The sequence below is a fragment of the Pseudaminobacter soli (ex Li et al. 2025) genome (assembly GCF_029892515.1).
Classification (GTDB): Bacteria; Pseudomonadota; Alphaproteobacteria; order Rhizobiales; family Rhizobiaceae; genus Pseudaminobacter; species Pseudaminobacter soli_A.
On the sequence record NZ_JARXVF010000001.1, the window covers coordinates 488,247 to 511,162 of the forward strand.

21 protein-coding genes and 2 tRNA genes are annotated in these 22,916 nt (G+C 61.4%); 14 read left to right on the forward strand and 9 right to left on the reverse strand.

What is annotated here, in order from left to right:
- Positions 1-63: 63 nt before the first annotated feature.
- A complete protein-coding gene (locus M2281_RS02340) occupies positions 64-657 on the reverse strand; it encodes a YdeI/OmpD-associated family protein (protein WP_280819484.1) in 594 nt (197 codons plus the stop codon).
- Positions 658-672: 15 nt separating this feature from the next.
- Complete coding sequence (locus M2281_RS02345; RefSeq protein WP_280819485.1) at positions 673-981, reverse strand: hypothetical protein; 309 nt, start codon at positions 979-981, stop codon at positions 673-675.
- 298 nt (positions 982-1,279) lie between these two features.
- Here M2281_RS02345 and groES point away from each other — a divergent pair, with 298 nt between their 5' ends.
- The 3 genes from groES to M2281_RS02360 all read left to right on the forward strand — a co-directional run bounded on the left by groES (position 1,280) and on the right by M2281_RS02360 (position 4,050).
- A complete protein-coding gene (gene groES, locus M2281_RS02350) occupies positions 1,280-1,576 on the forward strand; it encodes a co-chaperone GroES (RefSeq protein ID WP_106725576.1) in 297 nt (98 codons plus the stop codon).
- Between the two features lie 61 nt (positions 1,577-1,637).
- Entirely contained in the window at positions 1,638-3,290 is a 1,653-nt protein-coding gene (gene groL, locus M2281_RS02355) for a chaperonin GroEL (protein ID WP_280819486.1), read from the forward strand.
- A 124-nt stretch (positions 3,291-3,414) separates the two neighbouring features.
- Positions 3,415-4,050 (forward strand): hypothetical protein, encoded by a 636-nt coding sequence (locus tag M2281_RS02360; RefSeq protein WP_280819487.1) that lies wholly within the window; start codon positions 3,415-3,417, stop codon positions 4,048-4,050.
- Between the two features lie 15 nt (positions 4,051-4,065).
- Here the strand turns inward: M2281_RS02360 and M2281_RS02365 are convergent, their stop codons facing one another.
- Complete coding sequence (locus M2281_RS02365) at positions 4,066-4,659, reverse strand: TetR/AcrR family transcriptional regulator (protein ID WP_280821087.1); 594 nt, start codon at positions 4,657-4,659, stop codon at positions 4,066-4,068.
- Between the two features lie 107 nt (positions 4,660-4,766).
- On the opposite strand from M2281_RS02365, the gene M2281_RS02370 reads away from it, so the two are divergent.
- From M2281_RS02370 to M2281_RS02380, 3 genes are all read left to right on the forward strand, one after another.
- Complete coding sequence (locus M2281_RS02370; RefSeq protein WP_280819488.1) at positions 4,767-5,534, forward strand: NIPSNAP family protein; 768 nt, start codon at positions 4,767-4,769, stop codon at positions 5,532-5,534.
- A 117-nt stretch (positions 5,535-5,651) separates the two neighbouring features.
- Positions 5,652-7,049, forward strand: coding sequence for a class II fumarate hydratase (fumC, locus tag M2281_RS02375; protein WP_280819489.1), 1,398 nt, complete (start codon positions 5,652-5,654; stop codon positions 7,047-7,049).
- 166 nt (positions 7,050-7,215) lie between these two features.
- On the forward strand, positions 7,216-7,599 hold the full coding sequence (locus tag M2281_RS02380; RefSeq protein ID WP_280819490.1) for a DoxX family protein: 384 nt from the start codon (positions 7,216-7,218) through the stop codon (positions 7,597-7,599).
- 74 nt (positions 7,600-7,673) lie between these two features.
- On the opposite strand, the gene ppx is transcribed toward M2281_RS02380, so the two are convergent.
- Both ppx and M2281_RS02390 read right to left on the reverse strand, forming a co-directional pair.
- On the reverse strand, positions 7,674-9,212 hold the full coding sequence (gene ppx / locus M2281_RS02385) for an exopolyphosphatase (RefSeq protein ID WP_280819491.1): 1,539 nt from the start codon (positions 9,210-9,212) through the stop codon (positions 7,674-7,676).
- A complete protein-coding gene (locus M2281_RS02390) occupies positions 9,212-11,413 on the reverse strand; it encodes an RNA degradosome polyphosphate kinase (RefSeq protein WP_280819492.1) in 2,202 nt (733 codons plus the stop codon). Before M2281_RS02390 ends, ppx begins: the two co-directional genes overlap by 1 nt.
- Positions 11,414-11,568: 155 nt before the next feature.
- Here M2281_RS02390 and M2281_RS02395 point away from each other — a divergent pair, with 155 nt between their 5' ends.
- Both M2281_RS02395 and M2281_RS02400 read left to right on the forward strand, forming a co-directional pair.
- Positions 11,569-11,814 (forward strand): zinc-finger domain-containing protein, encoded by a 246-nt coding sequence (locus M2281_RS02395; RefSeq protein WP_280819493.1) that lies wholly within the window; start codon positions 11,569-11,571, stop codon positions 11,812-11,814.
- Positions 11,815-11,830: 16 nt separating this feature from the next.
- Positions 11,831-13,045, forward strand: coding sequence for an FAD-dependent monooxygenase (locus M2281_RS02400; protein ID WP_280819494.1), 1,215 nt, complete (start codon positions 11,831-11,833; stop codon positions 13,043-13,045).
- 66 nt (positions 13,046-13,111) lie between these two features.
- Here the strand turns inward: M2281_RS02400 and M2281_RS02405 are convergent, their stop codons facing one another.
- The 4 genes from M2281_RS02405 to M2281_RS02420 all read right to left on the reverse strand — a co-directional run bounded on the left by M2281_RS02405 (position 13,112) and on the right by M2281_RS02420 (position 17,382).
- Complete coding sequence (locus M2281_RS02405; RefSeq protein WP_425537696.1) at positions 13,112-13,861, reverse strand: amino acid ABC transporter ATP-binding protein; 750 nt, start codon at positions 13,859-13,861, stop codon at positions 13,112-13,114.
- Between the two features lie 65 nt (positions 13,862-13,926).
- Complete coding sequence (locus tag M2281_RS02410) at positions 13,927-15,084, reverse strand: amino acid ABC transporter permease (RefSeq protein ID WP_280819496.1); 1,158 nt, start codon at positions 15,082-15,084, stop codon at positions 13,927-13,929.
- 4 nt (positions 15,085-15,088) lie between these two features.
- Positions 15,089-16,279: an amino acid ABC transporter permease gene (locus M2281_RS02415; RefSeq protein WP_280819497.1), complete on the reverse strand. Its 1,191-nt coding sequence runs from the start codon at positions 16,277-16,279 to the stop codon at positions 15,089-15,091.
- A gap of 65 nt (positions 16,280-16,344) precedes the next feature.
- The gene (locus M2281_RS02420) at positions 16,345-17,382 is read right to left on the reverse strand and encodes an amino acid ABC transporter substrate-binding protein (protein ID WP_280819498.1); all 1,038 of its coding nucleotides are present in this window, start codon (positions 17,380-17,382) and stop codon (positions 16,345-16,347) included.
- Between the two features lie 379 nt (positions 17,383-17,761).
- On the opposite strand from M2281_RS02420, the gene M2281_RS02425 reads away from it, so the two are divergent.
- The 6 genes from M2281_RS02425 (at position 17,762) to M2281_RS02450 (ending at position 22,649) form a co-directional block, all read left to right on the forward strand.
- Complete coding sequence (locus M2281_RS02425; protein ID WP_280819499.1) at positions 17,762-18,934, forward strand: cystathionine beta-lyase; 1,173 nt, start codon at positions 17,762-17,764, stop codon at positions 18,932-18,934.
- A 127-nt stretch (positions 18,935-19,061) separates the two neighbouring features.
- On the forward strand, positions 19,062-20,162 hold the full coding sequence (locus tag M2281_RS02430) for a transporter substrate-binding domain-containing protein (protein ID WP_280819500.1): 1,101 nt from the start codon (positions 19,062-19,064) through the stop codon (positions 20,160-20,162).
- Between the two features lie 98 nt (positions 20,163-20,260).
- Positions 20,261-20,337 (forward strand) — tRNA-Pro (locus M2281_RS02435).
- A gap of 23 nt (positions 20,338-20,360) precedes the next feature.
- A complete protein-coding gene (locus M2281_RS02440) occupies positions 20,361-20,666 on the forward strand; it encodes an ETC complex I subunit (RefSeq protein ID WP_280819501.1) in 306 nt (101 codons plus the stop codon).
- A gap of 35 nt (positions 20,667-20,701) precedes the next feature.
- Positions 20,702-20,778, forward strand: a tRNA-Arg gene (locus M2281_RS02445).
- A gap of 1,013 nt (positions 20,779-21,791) precedes the next feature.
- On the forward strand, positions 21,792-22,649 hold the full coding sequence (locus tag M2281_RS02450) for a flagellin (RefSeq protein ID WP_342394243.1): 858 nt from the start codon (positions 21,792-21,794) through the stop codon (positions 22,647-22,649).
- The last annotated feature ends 267 nt before the right edge of the window (positions 22,650-22,916 follow it).

Genomic DNA, 22,916 nt, shown 5'->3' on the forward strand with positions numbered 1-22,916 from the left:
GTATTTCCCGTGAGAACTGGCGAGATCACAGACAGCGAGCTCCTCTCACTGTGACCGGACTGGCTAATCATCCAGTCCTTTGCCATCGAGAATTTTCTGCGCGTATTTTTCAATCCTCGCCACTCGCGTCTTGGATTGCTTTGGCGCGGAAAAATGGAGGATGTATGCTCTCTGCCGCCCCGGCGTCAGCCCATCAAAAGCGGCCTTCAGATCAGACATTTCATCGAGCTTGCTCTGAAACTCTTCGGGGACTGCGAATTCTGCGGTCTTTTTATGCTCGATTTTCAAGCCGGCCTTTTCCACCTCGATGGCTTCCTGAACATAAGCCTTCAAGACGGCTTCCATCTCGGCAATCTCCTGAACGCCGGTAAACCGTATCTGGCGCCCGGCTTGCACGTTCTCTGTCTGCCTGATCAGGATGCCGTTGGCATCCTTCATCAGGGCGCCCTTGAAAAACAGAAGCGCGCAATATTCCTTGAATCCATGGATTAGTACGATGTTTGCTTTCTGAAGGGAGTAGCAGGGATTGCCCCATTTCAGCTCCTCCGTCAGGCCGCTTTCAAGAATTATCGATCTCAATTTCTCGAATTCTTCACGCCACTTCTTGGCGTCTCCCAAAAATGCATCGACTTTGGGATTCAGCTTGCTCTCTGTCATGATCCGCTCTGCAACCTAGTCCTCTGCCCCCCCGCGCACCGCGAGACTAACGCCTTCGCGAGCCGCGCGCGAGCGAATGGCGCGTGCCGACCGGTTGAAGCGGCGCGCGATGGACGGGGCGGACATGTTGTCCTCCGCCAGCCTTTTCAATTCGGCAACATCCTTGCGCGACCAGTGGATGTACTTTCCCCACCGGCGCCCCTCGCCGGTCGCCTTCGACGCGCGGCTCGGTCTGGATGCTAGCCGGAGAGCCGCCGGGAGGGCAGTTGAGGCAGGATCGGAATACGGGCGCTCGCCCTCGAATTCTTCAGATATGGTTAACATCGCAATATCCCAGCTCCGCGCGCAAGCAATGCTTGCGCGATCAGAGCCCAGGCCGGATGAACTGCCTTTATACGAGGCCCACGTACATCTGAGCTGGATGCGTTATGCCGCAAACCTGGATAGGCGGCAACCGCTGGATGGTGGATGAAGTCTCGAACACAAGTTCCGCTCCTTGACTCGGTCAGGGCTCACGCTTATTTCACCGTGGCGTTAGCACTCTCCCCAAGCGAGTGCTAACTGAGGTCCGGTGACCCGGACGGAGGAATCTTTTTCAACATCCGCACCAAGGATAAGCAAAATGGCAAAGTCGAAGTTCCGCCCGCTTCATGACCGCGTGGTCGTTCGCCGGGTCGAGTCCGAAGAGAAGACCGCCGGCGGCATCATCATCCCCGACACCGCCAAGGAAAAGCCGCAGGAAGGCGAGATCATCGCTGTCGGCTCCGGCGCACGCGACGAAGCTGGCAAGCTCGTCCCGCTGGACGTCAAGGTCGGCGACCGCGTCCTGTTCGGCAAGTGGTCGGGCACGGAAGTCAAGCTCGGTGGCGAAGACCTTCTGATCATGAAGGAATCCGACATCATGGGCATCATCGGCTAATTCGGCCTCCCTACCCATCCATTGAAATTCCGGGCCCCGTGCCCATTCCAGGAGCTTAGAAATGGCTGCTAAAGACGTAAAGTTCTCCCGTGATGCCCGCGAGCGCATGCTGCGCGGCGTCAACATCCTCGCCGACGCTGTGAAGGTGACGCTCGGTCCGAAGGGCCGCAACGTCGTCATCGACAAGTCCTTCGGCGCCCCGCGCATCACCAAGGACGGCGTCACCGTCGCCAAGGAAATCGAGCTGGAAGACAAGTTCGAGAACATGGGCGCGCAGATGGTCCGCGAAGTTGCTTCGAAGACCAACGACATCGCTGGTGACGGCACCACCACCGCGACCGTTCTGGCCCAGGCCATCGTTCAGGAAGGCCACAAGGCCGTTGCCGCCGGCATGAACCCGATGGACCTGAAGCGCGGCATCGACCTGGCCGTGACCGAAGTCGTCGCCAACCTCGTCAAGTCCTCGAAGAAGATCAAGACCTCGGAAGAAGTCGCCCAGGTCGGCACCATCTCGGCCAACGGCGAGAAGGAAATCGGCTCGATGATCGCCGAGGCGATGCAGAAGGTCGGCAACGAAGGCGTCATCACGGTTGAAGAAGCCAAGACCGCCGAGACCGAGCTGGAAGTCGTCGAAGGCATGCAGTTCGACCGCGGCTACCTGTCGCCGTACTTCGTCACCAACCCGGACAAGATGGTCGCCGATCTCGAGGACGTCTACATCCTGCTCCACGAGAAGAAGCTGTCGAACCTCCAGGCCATGCTGCCGGTCCTCGAGGCCGTCGTGCAGACCTCGAAGCCGCTGCTCATCATCTCGGAAGACGTTGAAGGCGAGGCTCTGGCCACGCTGGTCGTCAACAAGCTGCGTGGCGGCCTGAAGATCGCTGCCGTCAAGGCTCCGGGCTTCGGCGATCGCCGCAAGGCCATGCTGGAAGACATCGCCATCCTCACCGGTGGCCAGGTCATCTCCGAAGACCTCGGCATCAAGCTCGAGAACGTCACGCTCAACATGCTCGGCCGTGCCAAGAAGGTGTCGATCTCCAAGGAGAACACCACCATCGTCGACGGCGCCGGCAAGAAGGGCGAGATCCAGGGCCGCGTTGCCCAGATCAAGCAGCAGATCGAAGAGACCACTTCGGACTACGACAAGGAGAAGCTGCAGGAACGTCTCGCCAAGCTCGCTGGCGGCGTTGCTGTGATCCGCGTCGGCGGTGCGACCGAAATCGAGGTCAAGGAGCGCAAGGACCGCGTCGACGACGCCCTCAACGCAACCCGCGCGGCCGTTGAAGAAGGCATCGTGTCGGGCGGTGGCGTTGCTCTGCTGCGTTCGTCCGCAGGCATCAAGGCAACCGGCGAGAACGCCGACCAGGCTGCCGGCATCAACATCGTTCGTCGCGCCCTGCAGGCTCCGATCCGTCAGATCGCCTCGAACGCCGGTGCTGAAGCCTCGATCGTTGCCGGTAAGGTTCTCGAGAACAAGACGGCCACCTTCGGCTACAACGCCCAGACCGGCGAATACGGCGACATGATCGCCTTCGGTATCGTCGACCCGGTCAAGGTCGTTCGCACGGCCCTGCAGGACGCCGCTTCGGTTGCCGGCCTGCTGATCACCACCGAAGCCATGATCGCCGAAGCTCCGAAGAAGGACTCCGCTGGCGGCATGCCGGGCGGTATGCCTGGCGGCGGCATGGGCGGCATGGGCGGCATGGATTTCTAATCCAGCCACTCGGCTCCAAATACGGAAAGGGCGCCCTCAGGCGCCCTTTTTGTTTGCACGAGAAAGATGATCGGATACGCGACCAGAAAGGTCATTTGCGCATCATTGAAATCTTCCGCCGTAAATGATTGATATGCGCAACAGGGGCAGTTGCGGGGGAACAATCTTGTCCAAGATTATTGCGGCATTACTAGCCAGCTTGAGCTTCACAGGCGCAGCATACGCGTCCGACTGTCCCGGAGCCGCGACCATCAAGGACGGTTTTGTGCTCGAGCGCCCTGGCATCCGCAGCGTGTTCAAGAACTCCGGTGACGACATGGTCATGCAGGTTTCGAATTCCTTCGAATCCGAGCCGCCGCAGACGCAGTTTTTCCTGGGTGGCCTGATCGAGTTGTTCCGGACCAGCAAGACCGGCCAATTCGCGATAGTGCCCTATTCCGATATGCGCGCAATCTTCCCGCTAAAAGCCGGGGCTCATCGCAAGTTGGAATTTGTCGAGCTCCTGCCGCTAGAAGACACGGCCGATCCTGTGGTTCTGGATTTAAACGTCACCGGCAAGGAGAATTTCAGCCTTGGCGGCTGCACCTACGACGTACTCGCGATCAAGCTGGTCAAGAAGAAAGGCAACGGCGAAGAACTGGACGCCTGGACCGCCCTCTACGCTCCTGACCTCCAGGCCGTACTGGCCAAACGCTACGACGAAGGTACGGCCCAGGAAACAACTGTCGGCTATGCCGCGATAAAGCCGCTGTTGGAGTAATCCAGCCTATCTCGCCTAAAGCATCGCCTCGGCGCACAGCCGCAGGACGGCCGCATCCTGCGAAGTCTTTGCCATCGACATGGCGCCTGAATAAGTGGCGACGGCCATGGCGGCATAACGATCTGGGTCGGTGCCGTGGTCCTCGCGCCCCTCGCCCTGGTCCATCCGAACTTTTTTTGCAATCGCGGCCTGCCAATCGGCAAAGATGCGGGCCAGCGCCGCGCGAAACTCGGGGTCGGCCAAGGACAGTTCGTGAGCTAGGTTATTCAGCGGGCATCCGCGCACAAAACCCTGCCGCTCCAGTTCGCCGGCAACCGCAGCAAAAACCCCTGACACGCCTTCGCGCGCAGATGCGGCGCTGACCACCGGCCCGATCCAGGTTTCTTCAACCGCCTGCGCCACGCGCTCGTTGATGACGGCAAGGCCGATCGCCTTCTTGGTCGGGAAATGATGATGCAGCGCCCCGCCGGTCACCCCGGCGGCCTGCATGAGGTCGCCAAGGCTGGTCGCATTATAGCCGCGTGCCTGGAAGGCGTGTTCGGCTGCATCCAGCACCTTCTGGCGCAATCCTTCAGGATCGTTCGTGCGCCTGCGCGGCGCGTTCTGCATCGACGTCACGGATACCCTCCAAAACCATACTGACATTAGCAGATTGACAAAACCGGGCAACCGGTCTGTTATCCAAACAGGTTGACTGCCCTGTTTTTGGAGGAACGATGAGCGAGGGTAACAAGACGACGCATGTGATGGGTAGCTCCCGGCTGTTTTCGCCGGTCGTCGAGCTTCGGCAATACACGCTGAAATCCGGCCGCCGCGAGGATTTGATCCGCGTGTTCGACACGCATCTGGTCGAACCGCAGGAAGATACCGGCATGACTGTCATCGGCCAGTTCCGGGACCTCGACTGGCCCGACCGTTTCGTCTGGCTGCGCGGCTTCGAAGACATGGAGGCGCGACGCGACGCTCTCACCGCCTTCTATGGCGGCCTGGTCTGGACCGCATACCGGGATGCAGCCAACGAAACCATGATCGATTCCGACGACGTGCTGCTGCTCACGCCGGCATGGCCCGACAGCGCGTTCGACCTTTCCGGCGCCTCCCGTGATTCCGCGGACAGGAAGGCATCCTACTCGGTCGTCGCCGGCACCATCTTCCATCTGCAGCCGGGAACGGAAGCCGACTTCGCGGCAACTTTCGCCGAGGAGGCAAGGCAGCGGCTTGCCCGTCACGACGGCCCTTTGCTTGCAGCCTTCATCACCGAGCATGCCGAAAACACCTTTCCCCGCCTGCCGGTGCGCGCTGGCGAAAACGTGTTCGTCGTCTTCCAGGCCTTCACCGATGCCCTGGCAATGGCCAATCACGATGCAGCACTTGCCACCGACCCGGTCTGGATGCACGGCGTCCTGCCGGTGCTGGAACGCTACTTCTCGCGCCCGTCTGAACGGCTGCGGCTGGCGCCAACCGCCCGTTCGTTGCTCCCCTGAAAGGCGTCGGTCTCTTTGAACCGATTTGCATCGGCACGCTGGCCAATCTTCGCTTGAAGCTCATTGTGCAAAGCGGTAGGCCATTGCCGACATTGCACATTTTCCGGGAGATGGTCCGTGAGCGTCAAACCAACCAGAACCGAAACCGATACGTTCGGCCCCATCGAGGTTGAAACCGACCGCTACTGGGGCGCCCAGGCGCAGCGTTCGCTGGGCAACTTCAAGATCGGCTGGGAAAAGCAGCCGCTGGCGATCGTGCGTGCGCTGGGCATCGTCAAGCGCGCGGCCGCCGAAGCCAATATGGCGCTCGGCCGGCTCGATCCGAAGGTCGGCGAGGCGGTCATCCAGGCCGCGCAGGAAGTCATCGACGGCAAGCTCAACGACCACTTCCCGCTGGTCGTCTGGCAGACCGGCTCGGGCACCCAGTCCAACATGAACGCCAACGAGGTGATCTCCAACCGAGCGATTGAGCTGCTTGGCGGCACCATGGGCTCCAAGAAGCCGGTTCACCCCAACGACCACGTCAATATGAGCCAGTCGTCGAACGACACCTATCCGACGGCCATGCACATCGCCTGCGCGGAGCGTATCGTCCATGACCTCCTGCCGGCACTGAAGCACCTGCACGCCGCGCTCGACACCAAGGCCAAGCAGTTCGACCACATCGTCAAGATCGGCCGCACCCACACGCAGGACGCTACCCCGCTGACGCTCGGCCAGGAGTTCTCCGGCTATGCCGCGCAGGTCGCCTCCTCCATCAAGCGCATCGAGCTGACGCTGCCGGGCCTGTGCGAACTGGCGCAGGGCGGCACCGCCGTCGGCACCGGCCTCAATGCCCCGATCGGCTTTGCCGAGAAGGTGGCCGATCGTATCGCTGCCATCACCGCCATCCCCTTCGTCACCGCGCCGAACAAGTTCGAGGCGCTGGCCGCGCATGACTCGATGGTGTTCAGCCACGGCGCCATCAACGCCGCCGCTGCGGCGCTGTTCAAGATCGCCAACGACATCCGCTTCCTCGGCTCGGGTCCGCGCTCGGGCCTCGGCGAGCTTGCGCTGCCGGAAAACGAGCCGGGCTCGTCGATCATGCCGGGCAAGGTCAACCCGACGCAGTCCGAAGCGCTGACGCAGGTCTGCGTGCAGGTGTTCGGCAACCAGGCCGCGATCACCTTCGCCGGCAGCCAGGGTCATTTCGAGCTCAACGTCTACAACCCGCTGATGGCCTACAACTTCCTGCAGTCGGTGCAACTGCTGGCCGATGCGGCAGTCTCGTTCACCGACAACTGCGTGGTCGGCATCGAGGCCCGCGAGGACAACATCAAGGCCGCGCTCGAGCGTTCGCTGATGCTGGTCACCGCGCTTGCGCCCACCATCGGCTACGACAACGCCGCCAAGATCGCCAAGACGGCGCACAAGAACGGCACCACCCTGCGGGAGGAAGCCGTCGGTGGCGGCTATGTCAGCGAGGCGGACTTCGACCGCCTGGTACGCCCCGAGGACATGACGCGACCGGGCTGACCGGCCGCCTGTCCCCAACGATCAACGCCCAATCGACACTCCTGTGCACGCGGAGTGTCGATTGGGTGTGAATCGGTATACAATGCGTTCGGAAGTTTCGATCTCGTCTTGAAACCAGTTCCGCGTTACGCCGCGTTTATCGAACATCGTCTTCAGGGGAAGAAACATGCCCACTAGCGCTATCGTACTCCTCGGCCGCATTCTGCTGTCGATCATCTTTATCCTCGCCGGCTTCGGCAAGCTGACCGGCATCGCCGGAACCGCGCAGTACTTCGCCAGCTACGGCCTGCCTATGCCGACCGTTACGGCCGTGGTTGTCGGTCTCGTCGAGTTTCTTGGCGGCCTCGCCGTCCTGATCGGCTTCCAGACCCGCATCGCCGCCATTCTTCTGGCCATCTTCAGCGTCGCCGCTGCGCTCGTCGCCCACATGAACTGGGCAGACATGGGGCAGCTCATCAACTTCCAGAAAAACCTGGCGATGTCCGGTGGCTTGCTGGTCCTGGCCGCTTTCGGCCCGGGCGCCTATTCGGTCGACGGCCGCCGCGGCTGATCGCACTCACTGTCGCAGACAACAAAAAGGCCCGGTTCGTCCGGGCCTTTTTCGTTTGAGGTAGTTAGGAAAGGCTACTTGAAAGCTGTGAAGGGCGGCTCGCCCTCCACTTCCATCACCAGCTTGCGCCCGGCGAGCTTGCCGAGCTGCGCCAGCCGTCCGGCCGGGCGCTCGCCGATCAGGTTGCCGCATTCGGTCGGGATGACCAGCGCCAGCGTGTCGTTGTCGCGGTTTTCCCAGCGTAGTTTCGGGATGACGCCCGGCATCGCGGCCGACAGGAGATAGACGACGCGGAACATCGCGCCGAGAAGTCGGGAGCGCTCCAGATAGCGCGGCGTCGCCAGCGTCCGCAGCTCTGCAGCGCCGCCGTCGTTGAAGATGCCCTCGTGGCGGTAGAGATTGGCCAGCGCCAGATAGAGCCGACCGGGATGGTCGACGCCGATGAAGGAAGCGTGCGCGATGATGTTGAGCGACTGGGTGCCGCGATATTCGGGATGCGCGCGCCAGCCGATATCGGCCAGCAGGCAGGCGGCGTGGCGATAGCGCGCCTCGTCCTCTGTCTCGTCGATCCCGAAGGTGGCAAAAGTCTGCCCGGTCCAGCGCACCAGCTCATGCGCGTGGGTGACCGAGCGGGCACGCAGCACCGCCAGTTCCTCGGCCGCAGAGATGAGCGGATCGAGCTTCTGCTCGCGCGGCGAAAGCAGCGAATACAAAAAGCCTTCGCGCACGCCGAGCGCCGATACCACGATCTTGGAAGGCTTCATCGCGGCGATGATTTCGAGCATGACCGCCGCGCCATAGGGCAGCAGCGAGCGGCGGACCTTGGACACGCCCTCGATGCCCTTGATCTTGTCGATCTCGCCTTTTGCGACCTGCCGTAGAAAGGGCAAGGAGCTCTCGATGCCCATCTCGTAGTGGTGCATGACGCTGAGCGGGTAGTTCGTCGTGTTCATGTGCAGGCGGGCGAGGTTTCGCCACGTGCCGCCGACAGCGTAGAACACCCGGCCCTGCCCGCCTTTCAGCAGCTTGGCGCGCGCCAGCTCGTCGCGCGCGATCTTGGCCGCCGCGAGCGGTGAATTCTTGGCCATGTCTTGCAAACGCAGGCCGCCGAGCGGAAGCGTGATGCCGTCGCCGATCTTTTCGCCCGCGACATCGATCAGCTCGAGGCTGCCGCCGCCAAGGTCGCCCGCTATGCCGTCGGCCGGATGGAAGCCGGAAATGACGCCCAGCGCAGAGTAATACGCTTCCTCGCGTCCGCTCAGCACACGGATTTCGGTGCCGAGGATCTTTTCGGCACGATGGATGAAATCGATACCGTTCTCGGCCTCGCGCGCTGCCGCGGTGGCGATCACGTAAAGGTCGCCGGCGCCGGCCTGGTCGGACAGGGCGCGGAAACGGCGGAATTCTTCGATGGCGCGCGTGACTGCCTCCGGGTCGAGCTTGCCCGTCGAGACGATGCCGCGGCCTAGTCCCGCCAGCATCTTCTCGTTGAACAGCACCGTAGGCGAACGTGCTATGCCCTCATAGACGACGAGGCGGATCGAGTTCGAGCCAATGTCTATGACGGATATTGGCCGGCGATCCTGTAGCCGGCCCTGGGATCGCGCGATCATCAGACCTCAGATGTAACGGATTTCCTGCGACGCTTGAACTGTTCGATACGCTTGGGCGCATGCGACTTGAGCGCGTCTCCCCGTCCGGACAAGCTAGGATTGGTCATAAAGTATTCCTGCGCGTTGAACGGTTCTTCGCCCTCATCCGGCGCCACGCGCCGGGAGGTTCCGTCTGCCAATACTTCGAAACTTTGCTGGTTGTCCACAATGTTTCCGAGCATGATCTGGCCAAGCACCTGCTCATGCACGGTCGGATTGGTGATCGGCACCATGACTTCGACCCGCCGATCGAGGTTGCGCGGCATCAAGTCGGCCGAGCCGATATAGACGATCGCGTCGTCCGACGGCAGGCCGTGGCCGTTGCCGAAGCAGTAGATGCGGCTGTGTTCGAGGAACCGGCCGACGATCGACTTAACGCGAATATTTTCAGACAGGCCGGGCACCTGCGGCCTCAGGCAGCAGATGCCGCGCACGACCAGATCGATCTCAACGCCTGCGCGACTCGCCTCGTAGAGAGAATCGATAATCATCGGATCTACCAGCGCATTCATCTTCATCCAGATCTGAGCCGGCCGCCCTTTCTGGGCGTGCTCGATCTCTTCGGAGATGTGCTTGAGGATGCGGCTGCGGAGCGTAAAAGGCGACATCGCCAGCATCATCTCATCGGCCGGCTCGGCATAGCCGGTGATGAAGTTGAAGATCTGCGCCACGTCGCGGGCGATGAACGGATCGGTGGTGAAGAAGGAGAGATCGGTATAGATGCGCGCCGTCTGCGGGTGATAGTTGCCCGTGCCCAAGTGCACGTAATTGCGCAGCTTTCCGTCCTCGCGGCGCACCACCAGCGACATCTTAGCGTGCGTCTTCAGTTCGATGAAGCCAAACACCACCTGCACGCCGGCCCGCTCGAGATCGCGCGCCCAGCGGATGTTGGCCTCCTCGTCAAAACGCGCCTTGAGCTCGACGAGTGCGGTGACCGACTTGCCCGTCTCGGCGGCATCTATCAGCGCCCGCACGATGGGGCTGTCGTTCGAGGTGCGGTAGAGCGTCTGCTTGATCGCCACCACCTCAGGATCGGCTGCCGCCTGGCGCAGGAACTGCACCACCACGTCGAAGGATTCGTAAGGGTGATGGACGATGAAATCCTTCTCGCGGATGGCCGCGAAGCAATCGCCGCCATGGTCGCGCACGCGTTCGGGGAAGCGCGGATTGAAGGGCGGGAATTTCAGGTCGTCGCGCGGCAGCGAGACGATCTCGGAAATCTGGCTGAGCGCCAGCGGCCCTGTCAGCACACTGATGCGATTGGGAGAAACGCCCAGCTCGGTCGCGACGAACTCGCGCAGCTCGTCCGGTATCTGGCTGTCGAACTCGATGCGGATCACCTGCCCGCGCCTGCGGCGCTTCAGCGCGGTCTCGAAAAGCCGGACGAGATCCTCCGCCTCTTCCTCGACCTCGATATCGCTGTCGCGGATGATGCGGAACGTGCCGGAGCCCTTGACCTCATAGCCGGGGAACAGTGTCCCTATGAAGATGTTCACCACTTCTTCGAGCGGGATGAAGCGCACCATGGTTCTGCGGTCGGGCAGCTGGATGTAGCGCTTGAGCGCCACCGGCAGACGCAGCAGCGCAGTCATCTCCTCGCCGTCCTTGAGATGGCGCAGTTGCAAGGCAATGGAGAAGCCCAGATTCGGAATGAACGGGAACGGATGCGCCGGATCGATCGACAGCGGGGTCAGGACCGGGAAGATCTGCTCCATGAAATGGGCTTCGAGCCAGGCCTTCTCATCCCTGTTCAGCGCATCGCCGGTGACATTCTCGATGCCTTCCTTCTTCAGGAGAACGGCAAGCTCCGACAGGCTTTTCTGCTGGTCTTCCTGGAGCCGCTCGACCTCGACGAGAATCTGTTCGAGCTGCTGTTCGGGCGTGCGCCCGTCGGGGGTACGGATGGCAATGCCCTGACGCACCTGCCCGGCCAGGCCGGCGACGCGCACCATGAAGAACTCGTCGAGATTGGCCGCCGAGATCGACAGGAAGCGCACGCGCTCCAGAAGCGGGTGGCGCTGGTTCTGCGATTCCTCCAGCACGCGCCGGTTGAACTGCAGCCAGGAGAATTCGCGGTTCACAAAGCGATCGGGATTGCCGGAGTCGCCTTCGGCAGTGGTCACGGTGGTAAATTCGGTCTGAACCGGCCTTAACTCGTTCATGTCCCTCTCTGTCCTTTGCGACGCAGCGCCGCTTGTTCGGCTTAGCTTATCTCCTGACAGCGTTTTGCGACAGTTTGATTTCGCATGGCTTGCAAAGCGATTGGCGATGTTACAAACGCCTGCTATGAGCGGCATGCAAGCGACAGGAGATAGCCATGGCCGGCGGTTCCATTCCCCATTTCCAGAATGACGCGGGTTACGCCGTCATCGAGATCGGCGTTAAGGAATTCATGTGCGTGGGCGCCACCCCGCCTTTCGATCATCCGCATGTGTTCCTCGACATGGGCGCGGATTCCGAAAAGGTGTGCCCGTACTGCTCAACGCTTTTCCGTTTCAACGGTTCACTGAAGCCCACCGAAACGCGCCCGGACAACTGCCTCTACGTCATCCAGGCGGCCTGATCCAACGATCGGCACGATGGACGTTTTGCGGTCCAGGCGGGTCATTATCGCCGGTGCCGGCATTGCCGGCCTGACCGCGGCGCTGGCCTTTGCCAAACGGGGCTTTTCCGTCGACGTCTATGAGCGTTCGGAAAAGCTCGAGGAAGTCGGCGCCGGCCTGCAGCTGTCGCCCAATGCCACCCGCATTCTCGATCGTCTCGGCGTTCTGGAATTCCTGCTGCCCAAGGCGGTTCGGCCGCATGGCGTGATCCTGCGCGATGCGCGGACGCTTTCCGAGCTGGCGCGCGTTCCCTTAGGCGACACCGCCGAGCGGCGCTGGCATGCGCCCTATCTGGTCGCCCACCGCGCCGACCTGCAAGGCGCGCTTCTCGAAGCCGTCGGCCGCCAGTCATCCATCAAGCTCGCGACCGGCTCCGCGCTGACCGGCTTCGCGCGTGAAGAGCAAGGCATCGCCGTCACCTTCGACCGCCCGAGTGCCGCCGACCGCGCTGCCGGCCTGCTGCTGGTCGGTGCGGACGGCGTGTGGTCGGCAACTCGCGGCCTGATTGGCGCGGGTAACCAAAGCAGTTTCTCCGGCGAGATCGCCTGGCGCACCGTGATCAACGCCGAGAGTGAAATCGGCCGCGCCCTCGCGCGTATCGGCGCGCACGAGAACGTGACGGCCTTCCTGCATTCGGGCTTTCATCTCATCGCCTATCCGGTGCGCGGCGGCGCGGCCTTCAACCTGGTCGCCTTCACGCCCGGCCAGCGCATTGCCGAAGGCTGGTCCGACAAGACAAACATCGCGCCGCTGGAGCGCGCCTTGCGCCACACGGCGCCAATGCTTGCTGGTCTTGCCCGCAATGCCGGCCCCTGGACCGCCTGGCCGATCCACACCGTGCGCCAGCCCACGCCCTGGGCTGCACCCGGTATTGCGCTGGTCGGCGACGCTGCACATGCCATGACGCCCTTTGCGGCGCAGGGTGCTGCCATGGCCATCGAGGATGCTGACACGCTCGCCGCCTTCGTCGACGCCGGCAGCGACGACCTGGCCTCTGCCCTGACCGCTTGGGAAAAGACACGCCGTCCGCGTGTTGAAAAGGTCGCCCGGCGCGGTGCCTTCAACCATTTCGCCTGGCAGGCCTGGGGGCCAGTGGCGCTGGCCCGCAATCTCGTGCTGAAAACCATGCCGCCCGAAAAACTCGCAGCCGACCTCGACTGGCTCTACGGCTGGGAATCGGCGGCAAGCTGAGCAGGCATCAAACGAAAAAAGCCCGGTCCAAGACCGGGCTTTTGTTTTGCAAGACGTCTGTGGCGCCTAGTGCAGGATCTGGCTGAGGAACAGTTTGGTCCGCTCGTGCTGCGGATGGTCGAAGAACTCGGCCGGCGTGTTCTGCTCGACGATCTGGCCCTGGTCCATGAAGATCACCCGGTTGGCGACCTTGCGCGCAAAGCCCATCTCGTGCGTGACGCACAGCATGGTCATGCCCTCTTCGGCGAGCCCCACCATGGTCTCCAGCACCTCCTTGATCATCTCCGGATCAAGTGCGGAGGTCGGCTCGTCGAACAGCATGATGCGCGGGTTCATGCACAGCGAGCGGGCGATCGCCACGCGCTGCTGCTGGCCGCCCGACAGCTGGCCGGGATATTTGTTGGCCTGCTCGGGGATCTTGACCCGCTTGAGGAAATGCATCGCGATCTCCTCGGCCTGCTTCTTGGGCATCTTGCGCACCCAGATCGGCGCCAGCGTGCAGTTCTCCAGGATCGTCAGATGCGGGAACAGGTTGAAGTGCTGGAACACCATGCCGACCTCGCGGCGCACCTCGTCGATCTTCTTGAGATCGTTGCTCAGTTCCTTGCCGTCGACGACGATCTTGCCCTTTTGGTGCTCCTCCAGCCGGTTGATGCAGCGGATCATGGTCGACTTGCCCGAGCCGGACGGGCCGCAGATGACGATGCGCTCGCCGCGCATGACCCTGAGGTTGATGTCCTTGAGCACATGGAACTCGCCATACCATTTGTGCATGCCGACGATGTCGACCGCCACGTCGGTATCCGAGATGTGCATCTTGCCGGCGTCGACCCGGATCTCATCGGCCCGGACTGCATTTTCTGTGGCCATCGGCCCTTCCCCTATCTTTTATGACCGGTATCGAGCCGGCGTTCCATATAGATCGAATAGCGCGACATGCCGAAACAAAACAGCCAAAAAATGAATCCGGCAAACACCAATCCAGTGATTGGCGTCTGAGCAGTGGCCCAATTGGCGTCGGAGAAGTTTTGCCGGACGATGCCGAGCAGGTCGAACATGCCGATAATGCCGACTAGGCTGGTGTCCTTGAACATGCCGATGAAGGTGTTGACGATACCCGGAATCACCAGCTTCAGCGCCTGCGGCAGGATGACGAGGCCCGTCGTCTGCCAATAGGTCAGGCCGAGCGATGCCGCGCCTTCATACTGCCCTTTCGGAATGGCCTGCAGGCCACCGCGCACCACTTCGGCCATGTAGGCCGAGGCGAATATCGCGACGCCGACTAGCGCACGCAGGAACTTGTCGAAAGTCATGCCCGCCGGCAGGAACAGCGGGAACATGACGCTCGCCATGAACAGCACCGTGACCAGCGGCACGCCGCGGATCGTCTCGATGAAGACCACGCAGACGAGCTTGATGACCGGCAGTTTCGAGCGTCGCCCCAGCGCCAGCAATATGCCGAAGGGCAACGAAACGGAAATGCCCACTATCGATAGCACCAGCGTGACCATCAGGCCGCCCCAGCGCGCTGTCTCCACAAAGGGCAGACCGAACACGCCGCCAACCAGAAGGAAGAAGGCGACGAAGGGAAACACGCCGAACAGCAGCACCGCGTTGAGCAGCTTGCGCGGCACGCTGGGCACCAGCAATGGCACCAGCAGCGCCAGGAAGATCGCGCCGGCCAGCATCACCCGCCAGCGCTGGTCGATCGGGTACTGGCCGAACATGAACTGCTGGAATTTTGCCCCGACGAAAGCCCAGCAGGCGCCCGACCAGCCGTCCGGTTGGACGCCGCCTTGCGCAACCGTCGCGCAGTAGGAGCGGTCGGTGCCGGTCCACTGGGCATTGATGAAGGCCCAGTCGATCACCCTCGGCAGGATCATCGCCACGATAAGGAGCCCGACCAGGGTCAGGATCGTATCGGGCACGGAGGCGAACAGGTTCTTCCGCAGCCACGCGATGACGCCCTGTTCCTTCGACGGCGGCCGCTCGTCGGCAGCCATCTCGGTGCGTGCAAAAGAGAGATTCGTTTGCGCCATGGGCCTACCTCTCCACCAGCGCCATCTTGGCGTTGAACCAGTTCATGAAGCCGGACATCAGAAGGCTGAGCCCGAGATAGACCACCATCCAGATCGCCACGATCTCGATCGCGTGGCCGCTCTGGTTGAGGATCGTGCCGCCGATATGCACGAGGTCGGGATAGCCGATGGCGATGGCCAGCGACGAGTTCTTGGTGAGGTTGAGGTATTGGCTGGTAAGCGGCGGTATGACGATGCGCAACGCCTGCGGAACGACCACCAGGCGCAGCGTCGGCCGCCGGCGCAGGCCGAGCGCGTAAGCCGCCTCGGTCTGCCCCTTGTTCACGCCCAATATGCCCGCCCGCACGATCTCGGCGATGAAGGCGGCGGTGTAGAAGGACAGCGCCATATAGAGCGACAGGAATTCGGGCCTGATCTGGGTGCCGCCGAGCAGGTTGAAGGTGGATTTCTTCGGGAAATCGAAGGTCAGCGGAAAACCGGCCGCCACGAAGGCGAGCAGCGGCAAGCCGATGAGCAGCGCAACCGAGGTCCAGAACACCGGGAACTGCTCGCCCGTCGTCGCTTGCCGCTGGCGCGCGCGCCTGGCGACGAACCAGCACAGCCCGATAGCCAGCAGGAACGCCACCGGGATCAGCCAGGCGCCCTCGCCCCATATCGGAGCCGGCAGGAAGAAGCCGCGATTGTTCAGCCACGCCCCGAAGGGCAGTGCAATGCTTTCCCGCGGCTGGGGCAGCGCCGACAGCACGCCGAGATACCAGAAGAAGATGACCAAGAGCGGCGGAATGTTGCGGAAGATCTCGACGTAGACCATGCAGATCTTGCGGATCAGCCAGTTTTCCGAAAGCCGCCCGACGCCGACGAGGAACCCGATGATCGAGGCCGTGATGATGCCGGCCACCGCCACCACGGCGGTGTTGACCAGCCCCACCACCAGCGCCCACCTGTAGGTGTCGCTGGACGAGTAGCTGATCAGTGACTCGCTGATGTCGAAGCCGGCCCGACTGTTGAGGAAGCCGAAACCGGAGGTAATGTTCGAGCGTCGCAGGTTATCGACGGTGTTGCCGAAGATCCAGTAGACGAAGGCTACCAGCAAGACGAACAGGACGGCCTGATAGATCAACCCGCGGATTCGCGGGTCGTTGATAAAGGACGCGCCTGCCCCGCTGGCATCGCGAGGCATTTCTTGCGAAACCATGGTTTCTCCTTTGCACGGAGAACAAGCGGGAGGCGCCAGGCGCCCCCCTCTAATCTAGCGCATCCTCAGCGGATAGGCATGGCGTATTGCAGACCGCCTTTAGTCCATAGCGCGTTCAGGCCGCGCGCAATCTTCAGCGGGCTGCTGGCCCCGATGTTGCGGTCGAAGATCTCGCCATAGTTGCCGGTGCCCTTGATGATCTTGACCACCCAGTCGTTGTCGAGGCCCAGACCGGCGCCCAGCGTGGTGCCGGCTTCGGCGCCGAGCACGCGCTGGATGTCGGGGTTCTTCGAGTTCTTCAACTCGTCGACATTGGCCTGGGTGATGCCATACTCCTCGGCCAGGACCAGGGCGTTGAACGTCCACCTGACGACATTGAACCACTTGTCGTCGCCCTGACGGACGGCGGGCGCAAGCGGCTCCTTGGAGATGATTTCGGGCAGGACGACGTGATCGTCGGGCGAAGCGAGGGTCAGGCGGATCGAGTAGAGACCGGACTGGTCGGTGGTGTAGGCGTCGCAACGGCCCGAATCGTAGGCCGCGTTCACTTCCTCCAGCTTCTCGAACACCACGGGGTTGTATTCGAGGTTGTTGGCCTTGAAGTAGTCGGCAAGGTTGAGCTCGGTGGTGGTGCCGCTCTGCACGCAGACCGAAGCGCCCGAGAGCTGCAGCGCCGAGGTGACGCCCGGCAGCTTCTTGGCGTTGATCATGAAGCCCTGGCCGTCATAGTAGTTGACGCCGACGAAGCTAAGGCCGAGCGCGGTATCGCGGCCGAGCGTCCAGGTGGTGTTGCGGGCCAGAAGGTCGATCTCACCCGACTGCAGCGCCGTGAAGCGTTCCTTCGCATTGGTAGGCGTGAACTTGACCTTGGTGGGGTCGCCGAAGATAGCCGACGCGACAGCGCGGCAGAAATCAACGTCGAAACCCTTCCATTCGCCCTTGTCGTCCGGCGCGGAGAACCCAGCCAGGCCGGTGTTGACGCCGCACTGCACGAAGCCCTTGGCCTTCACGTCGCCCAGCGTATCCGCCGAGGCAACCGACGCGGCCGAAGCTGCCAGTCCCAGAACAGCGGCGCCCAAAATGGTTTTCACGTGATTTTTCATTCCCGCTTACCCTCTTTGATTTGTTTTTGTTCCCCGCGAGAAAGCATCAGCAAGGTTCCGACCCACTTCCCGGAACGCCATCGCATATGACTTGCGCCAGCTGTGCTCCCGTTCACGAAAATGCATCGAATGCGATATTTGCCACGAGGTCAAGTGCGTTGGTCCAGCGTCGCGGAAATTGGAAAAATGCATGTGAAAAAGCGCTCTTCGACGGCGGTTCGCGAAGCGTCTCTGCTTTCCCATGAGGAAAGTTTTCCGGCTATCTTTCTCTCGTAAGCAACCGGCTAGGCTGCTGGCGCAAGAGACTCCCGCTTTTCTCAGATTGCGCCGCAAGGTTCACCGTTTTATGCCTGTGCCGCTCTCAACCAAGCAGGACGACATGGCCAAGCGAGATTTCACCAATACGGGTATCCACACGCGGCTTGCCCACGCCGGGAACGACCCGCGCGACTACCACGGTTTCGTCAATCCGCCCGTGGTGCACGCCTCCACGGTGCTGTTCCCCAATGCGGCCACCATGGCGAGCCGCGCGCAGAAATACACCTACGGCACCCGCGGCACGCCGACCACCGACGCGCTGGCCGCTGCGATGGACGCCCTCGAGGGTTCGGCCGGCACCATCATCGTGCCGTCGGGCCTGGCAGCCGTCACCGTTCCCCTGCTCGCCTTCGTGGCGGCGGGCGACCATGTGCTGATCGTCGATTCCGTCTATGCGCCGACGCGCCACTTCGCCGACACCATGCTGAAGCGGCTGGGCGTCGAGGTCGAATATTACGACCCGCATGTCGGCGCCGGCATCGCTGCACTGATGAAGCCGAACACCAAGGTCGTCTTCACCGAATCGCCCGCCTCCAACACCTTCGAGGTCCAGGACATTCCAGCGATCTCCAAGGCAGCTCATGCGGGCGGCGCCGTGGTGATGATGGACAACACCTGGGCCACCCCGCTCTATTTCAAGCCGCTCGACTATGGCGTCGACATTTCCATTCATGCGGCGACGAAATATCCGGCCGGCCACTCGGACGTGCTCTTGGGCACGGTCTCGGCCAATGCCGCCTGCTGGGAACGCCTGCACGAAGCTTTTCTCACGCTCGGCGCCTGCGCCGCGCCCGACGACGTCTACCAGGTGCTGCGCGGCCTGCGCACCATGGGCGTGCGATTGGAACGCCATGAGCAGAGCACGCTCGAAATCGCCCGCTGGCTGGAGACCCAGCCGGGCGTGGCGCGGGTGCTGCATCCCGGCCTCGAAAGCCATCCCGACCACCAGCTCTGGAAACGCGATTTTTCCGGCTCCAGCGGCATCTTCTCGGTCGTCCTTCAAGGCGGCGGCCAGAAGGAGGCGCATGCATTCCTCGATGCGCTGGAGATCTTTGGCCTCGGCTATTCCTGGGGCGGCTATGAGAGCCTTGCCGTACACGTCTATCTGGGCGACCGCGTCATAGCCAAGGGCCCGTATGAGGGCCCGTTGATCCGGTTGCAGATCGGCCTCGAAAACGTCGAGGACATCAAGGCCGACATCGCCCGCGGACTGAAGGCGGCGAGCGAGGCGTAAGCGCCAAAGCGTTCGAAATTACACGGTGCCGCGGCAGCACGCGGCACCCGCCTGCGCGCCCGATCAAGACAATCGTAAGGTTTGTCTGAAACAATTCGCCGCTTCGGTAACTATCGGCGACTTGAAAATGTGGCAACCGCGCTCTCAATCGATGGCCGGACTGGCCGTATTCTTCATGCTGATCTTGTGCCTTCTCACCGGAGGAGCACGCGCCGAAGAAACCATTGAGCCCCGCCTGGTCAATGTCGGGGTCTATCTCAGCCCACCTTTCGTGGTCAGCCACGGCGACGGCTACTCCGGCATGGCGATCGACCTGTGGGAGAAGGTGGCCGGCAGGCTCAAGGTTGTCTCCGAATACCGCCAGTTCCAGAACTATGGCGAACTCGTGCAGGCGGTTTCGAGCGGCGCCGTCGATGTCGCCGTCACCAATCTGACCATCACCGAAAGCCGCGCGAACCTCGTCGACTTCACCCATCCATGGTTCGACGCCGGGCTTCGCATCATGGTTCCCGCCAATGACGGGACCAGCTTCTCGGAAGTCTTCGGCCGGCTGGCCGATTCGGGCCATCTCAAGACCTATGCCTGGATCGCCGTCTGCATTTTCCTGGCCACGATGTTCATGACCCTGTTCGACCGGCGATTCGACGTGGATTTTCCAGCGAGATGGCGCGATGGAATGGCCGAGAACTTCTACCATGTCATGTCGATAGCCACCTCGGGCAGGACCAACCGCAGGAATCTGTTCGGCTGGATGGGGCGAACCTGGCAGGGCATATGGATGGTTTGCGGCATCGCCATCATCGCCTACTTCACCTCGTCCATCGCCAGCGTCATGACCGTCGCCGAGCTGAGCAACGAGATCAACAGTCTTGCCGACCTTCGCGGCAAGGTCGTCGGCGTGCGGGCCGGCAGTGTCTCCGAAGACTATGTGAAGAAGCTGTTCATCACCACCAAGCCGTACGATCACATCGACGAGGCCGCCGCCGCGCTGGCGCGTGAAGAGGTGGATGCGGTGGTCGCCGACAGCCCCGTGCTCGAATATTTCGTCTTCACGCACCCCGACATGCATCTCAAGGTGATCGGCAACACCTTCCAGCCGGACAAATACGGCTTTGCCTTCACCATCGGCAGCCCCCTCGCCCGCCCGGCTTCCATCGCCGTCCTCGCCGCGCAAGAGCGGGGCGATCTGGAGGCCATCAGGTCGCGCTATTTCGGTTTTGCGCCCTGACCATCGGAACATTTCTGTGGTGCAGCATGATGCCGCCTTCTTTTTCCCGGAATGGGGCTTGCGTCCTAAGGCCTTGATCACTATAGCCCCCAAGGGTCCGGAGTGTAGCGCAGCCTGGTAGCGCACCTGATTTGGGATCAGGGGGTCGCAGGTTCGAATCCTGCCACTCCGACCATCGAACGTACCGATGAGGAAAGCATGTCCGCACGCATCTTCAGCCCCGCCAAGACGGCAATGCAGTCGGGTAAGGCCAAGACCGGCCTCTGGGTGCTCGAATACGATCCGGCTTTGCCGCGCAAGATCGACCCGCTGATGGGCTACACCAGCTCCCGCGACATGAAGAGCCAGATTCGCCTGACCTTCGAATCGAAGGAAGAAGCGATCGCCTATGCTGAGAAATACGGCATCGACTATCGCGTGCAGGAACCGAAGGAAGCCAAGCGGCGGCAGATTTCCTATTCGGATAATTTCAAGTATGACCGCAAGATGCCCTGGACGCACTGAGTCACACTCGACGCGCCCTGGTTGCCAATGGTTGTGGTCCCGTAGCTCAGCTGGATAGAGCACCGGCCTTCTAAGCCGATGGTCGCAGGTTCGAATCCTGCCGGGATCGCCAACAATTTCAGTTGGTTCTCGCGCTGTGCCAGGCTCTTCATTCGAGCCGTTTGCAGCCGGTTTGCAGAACCTGTTTCCACCCTTTTCCAAACCACGGGTGGATTTGATTGCATGGCACGCTCTCGCGGCGATGTCAGCGTCACCTATGGATTGCAGTCAGAACTCGATCCGCACTAGGCCCCGGATCTTCGGGCCAACCCCTTCCCTGCCGATCGGAACGAGTGTGGTCACATCCAGCAAGCGAACGTAGATGGCGTGCGCTGCCAGGCGCCTGAGCATGTGAAAAGCGACGGTAGAGTCCTCCACCAAACTCATCTCGGCCGCTGACTTCCATCATCCAAGAACAAGGGCCAGCCGCCTCGGAGTCGCGACGGGCCAGTGATAGTTCCATGGTTCACGTCGAACCCTGCTCGCTTCATTCCCGCACAAAAGAAAGTCCCGCCGGCCTCAGCTGATGGCATAGGTATTTTCATCGATTAGCATCGGAGATGAGCAAATCTTACCTAGCGTCAAATAGTCATTTACGAATTACTACCTCCGGGTTCATAGCTCACAACCTATCAAGCATGGTGTTTTAGATGTTTGTAAAACTGCTATTTTCTTGTTTTATAATACTCTAAAATAGAGGCGTATTTTTCTGCGAGTCTCATCGCTTTAGATTTCAGTGCAATTGAATACACATATAAGCGATTATGCTATTTTAATCACATCTAAACAAATGCCACATTCAGTAATAGCCAAGCAACATCAGAGATTAATTGATAGATTAACCATTTAATAGGAATCGCTCAGTCATAAAGACGTCATGAGAATGGATTGGTCCGGAAGGGATCATAGGCATGATGCCGCTCCGTTCTGGCCGGTGGCTCCCGGCATGTCCCTAGTAACATTGTCGCCGAAAGGGGTAGGACGACATGTCCAGCATTCTCACCAACGCATCCGCTCTGACCGCTCTCCAGCCTCAACGCCACCAACAAGAACCTCACCGTCACCCAGAGCCGCATCTCGACCGGCATGCGCGTCGCCGAGGCTTCGGACAACGCCGCCTACTGGTCGATCGCCACGACCATGCGCTCGGACAACAAGGCCAACTCGGTCATCCAGGACGCGCTCGGCCTCGGTGCAGCCAAGGTTGACACCGCCTACACGGCGATGAATTCGTCCATCAACGTCGTGGACCAGATCAAGCAGAAGGTGCTGCTGGCCAAGACCTCTTCGGACGACGACCGCGCAAAGATCCAGACCGAAATCGCCACGCTGCAGGCCCAGCTGAAGGACAACATCGCTGGCGCCAACTATGCAGGCTCCAACCTGCTGAAGACCAGCCCAACTGGAAGCGAAACCAAGCTTTCGGTCATGACCTCCTACAACCGTGATTCCACGGGCAAGGTGACGACCGGCACGGTCGATGTCGACTTCTCGAAGACGCGCCTCATCGACGCCGATGCCGTCGCTGCAGACCCGAGCGCCACTCCGCCGGTCGTAGGTGTGGCTGGCACCGGCATACTCGATACCGCCTTCGTCGTGGATGCGGCCACCACCCCCACCAAGAAGTCCATTCTCGACTTGGACGTTTCGGCTGCGGGCGTGGATTTCGACAAGATGCTGAAGGGTGTCGAAGACGGCCTCAAGAATATGGCCACCGGCGCGGCCGAACTCGGCGCTGCCAAGTCGCGCATCGACATGCAGAAGGACTTCGTGTCGAAGCTCAGCGACTCCATCGAGCGCGGCGTCGGCCAGCTCGTTGACGCCGACATGAACAAGGAATCGACCCGTCTGCAGGCGCTGCAGGTTCAGCAGCAGCTTGGCATCCAGGCGCTGTCGATAGCTAACGGCAACGCCCAGTCGATCCTGTCGCTCTTCCGCGGCTAATCGATCCAGTATCGCTGACAGACTTCGGGCCGCGCTCTTTCAGGGCGCGGCCTATCTATTTTGGCCCGACGGCGGCGAAATTCGGTATCTCAAGATACGAAATGGCAGGACGCGATCCGCAACAAGTTGGGTTGCACCGGGATCGCCAATAATTTCAAATATTTACGAACTGCACAACCAGATTCACGGTGTTTTCCCCGGGTTGGATTGTCCCTGCGCGACCTGATCATGGCATTTCGCTGCGTTTGAATTTGTCCATCTTTGATT

Excerpts from the sequence above, each read along its gene's own strand:
- groES (WP_106725576.1), top strand. The coding sequence starts at position 1,280 with ATGGCAAAGTCGAAGTTCCGCCCGCTTCATGACCGCGTGGTCGTTCGC.
- M2281_RS02425 (WP_280819499.1), top strand. The coding sequence starts at position 17,762 with ATGGCCAAGCGAGATTTCACCAATACGGGTATCCACACGCGGCTTGCC.
- M2281_RS02360 (WP_280819487.1), top strand. The coding sequence starts at position 3,415 with ATGATTGATATGCGCAACAGGGGCAGTTGCGGGGGAACAATCTTGTCC.
- M2281_RS02450 (WP_342394243.1), top strand. The coding sequence starts at position 21,792 with ATGCGCGTCGCCGAGGCTTCGGACAACGCCGCCTACTGGTCGATCGCC.
- M2281_RS02365 (WP_280821087.1), bottom strand. The coding sequence starts at position 4,659 with ATGCAGAACGCGCCGCGCAGGCGCACGAACGATCCTGAAGGATTGCGC.
- M2281_RS02405 (WP_425537696.1), bottom strand. The coding sequence starts at position 13,861 with ATGCACATCTCGGATACCGACGTGGCGGTCGACATCGTCGGCATGCAC.
- groL (WP_280819486.1), top strand. The coding sequence starts at position 1,638 with ATGGCTGCTAAAGACGTAAAGTTCTCCCGTGATGCCCGCGAGCGCATG.
- M2281_RS02370 (WP_280819488.1), top strand. The coding sequence starts at position 4,767 with ATGAGCGAGGGTAACAAGACGACGCATGTGATGGGTAGCTCCCGGCTG.
- M2281_RS02380 (WP_280819490.1), top strand. The coding sequence starts at position 7,216 with ATGCCCACTAGCGCTATCGTACTCCTCGGCCGCATTCTGCTGTCGATC.
- M2281_RS02390 (WP_280819492.1), bottom strand. The coding sequence starts at position 11,413 with ATGAACGAGTTAAGGCCGGTTCAGACCGAATTTACCACCGTGACCACT.
- M2281_RS02410 (WP_280819496.1), bottom strand. The coding sequence starts at position 15,084 with ATGGCGCAAACGAATCTCTCTTTTGCACGCACCGAGATGGCTGCCGAC.
- M2281_RS02440 (WP_280819501.1), top strand. The coding sequence starts at position 20,361 with ATGTCCGCACGCATCTTCAGCCCCGCCAAGACGGCAATGCAGTCGGGT.
- M2281_RS02430 (WP_280819500.1), top strand. The coding sequence starts at position 19,062 with ATGTGGCAACCGCGCTCTCAATCGATGGCCGGACTGGCCGTATTCTTC.
- M2281_RS02395 (WP_280819493.1), top strand. The coding sequence starts at position 11,569 with ATGGCCGGCGGTTCCATTCCCCATTTCCAGAATGACGCGGGTTACGCC.
- M2281_RS02420 (WP_280819498.1), bottom strand. The coding sequence starts at position 17,382 with ATGAAAAATCACGTGAAAACCATTTTGGGCGCCGCTGTTCTGGGACTG.
- M2281_RS02400 (WP_280819494.1), top strand. The coding sequence starts at position 11,831 with ATGGACGTTTTGCGGTCCAGGCGGGTCATTATCGCCGGTGCCGGCATT.
- M2281_RS02415 (WP_280819497.1), bottom strand. The coding sequence starts at position 16,279 with ATGGTTTCGCAAGAAATGCCTCGCGATGCCAGCGGGGCAGGCGCGTCC.
- M2281_RS02345 (WP_280819485.1), bottom strand. The coding sequence starts at position 981 with ATGTTAACCATATCTGAAGAATTCGAGGGCGAGCGCCCGTATTCCGAT.
- ppx (WP_280819491.1), bottom strand. The coding sequence starts at position 9,212 with ATGATCGCGCGATCCCAGGGCCGGCTACAGGATCGCCGGCCAATATCC.
- M2281_RS02340 (WP_280819484.1), bottom strand. The coding sequence starts at position 657 with ATGACAGAGAGCAAGCTGAATCCCAAAGTCGATGCATTTTTGGGAGAC.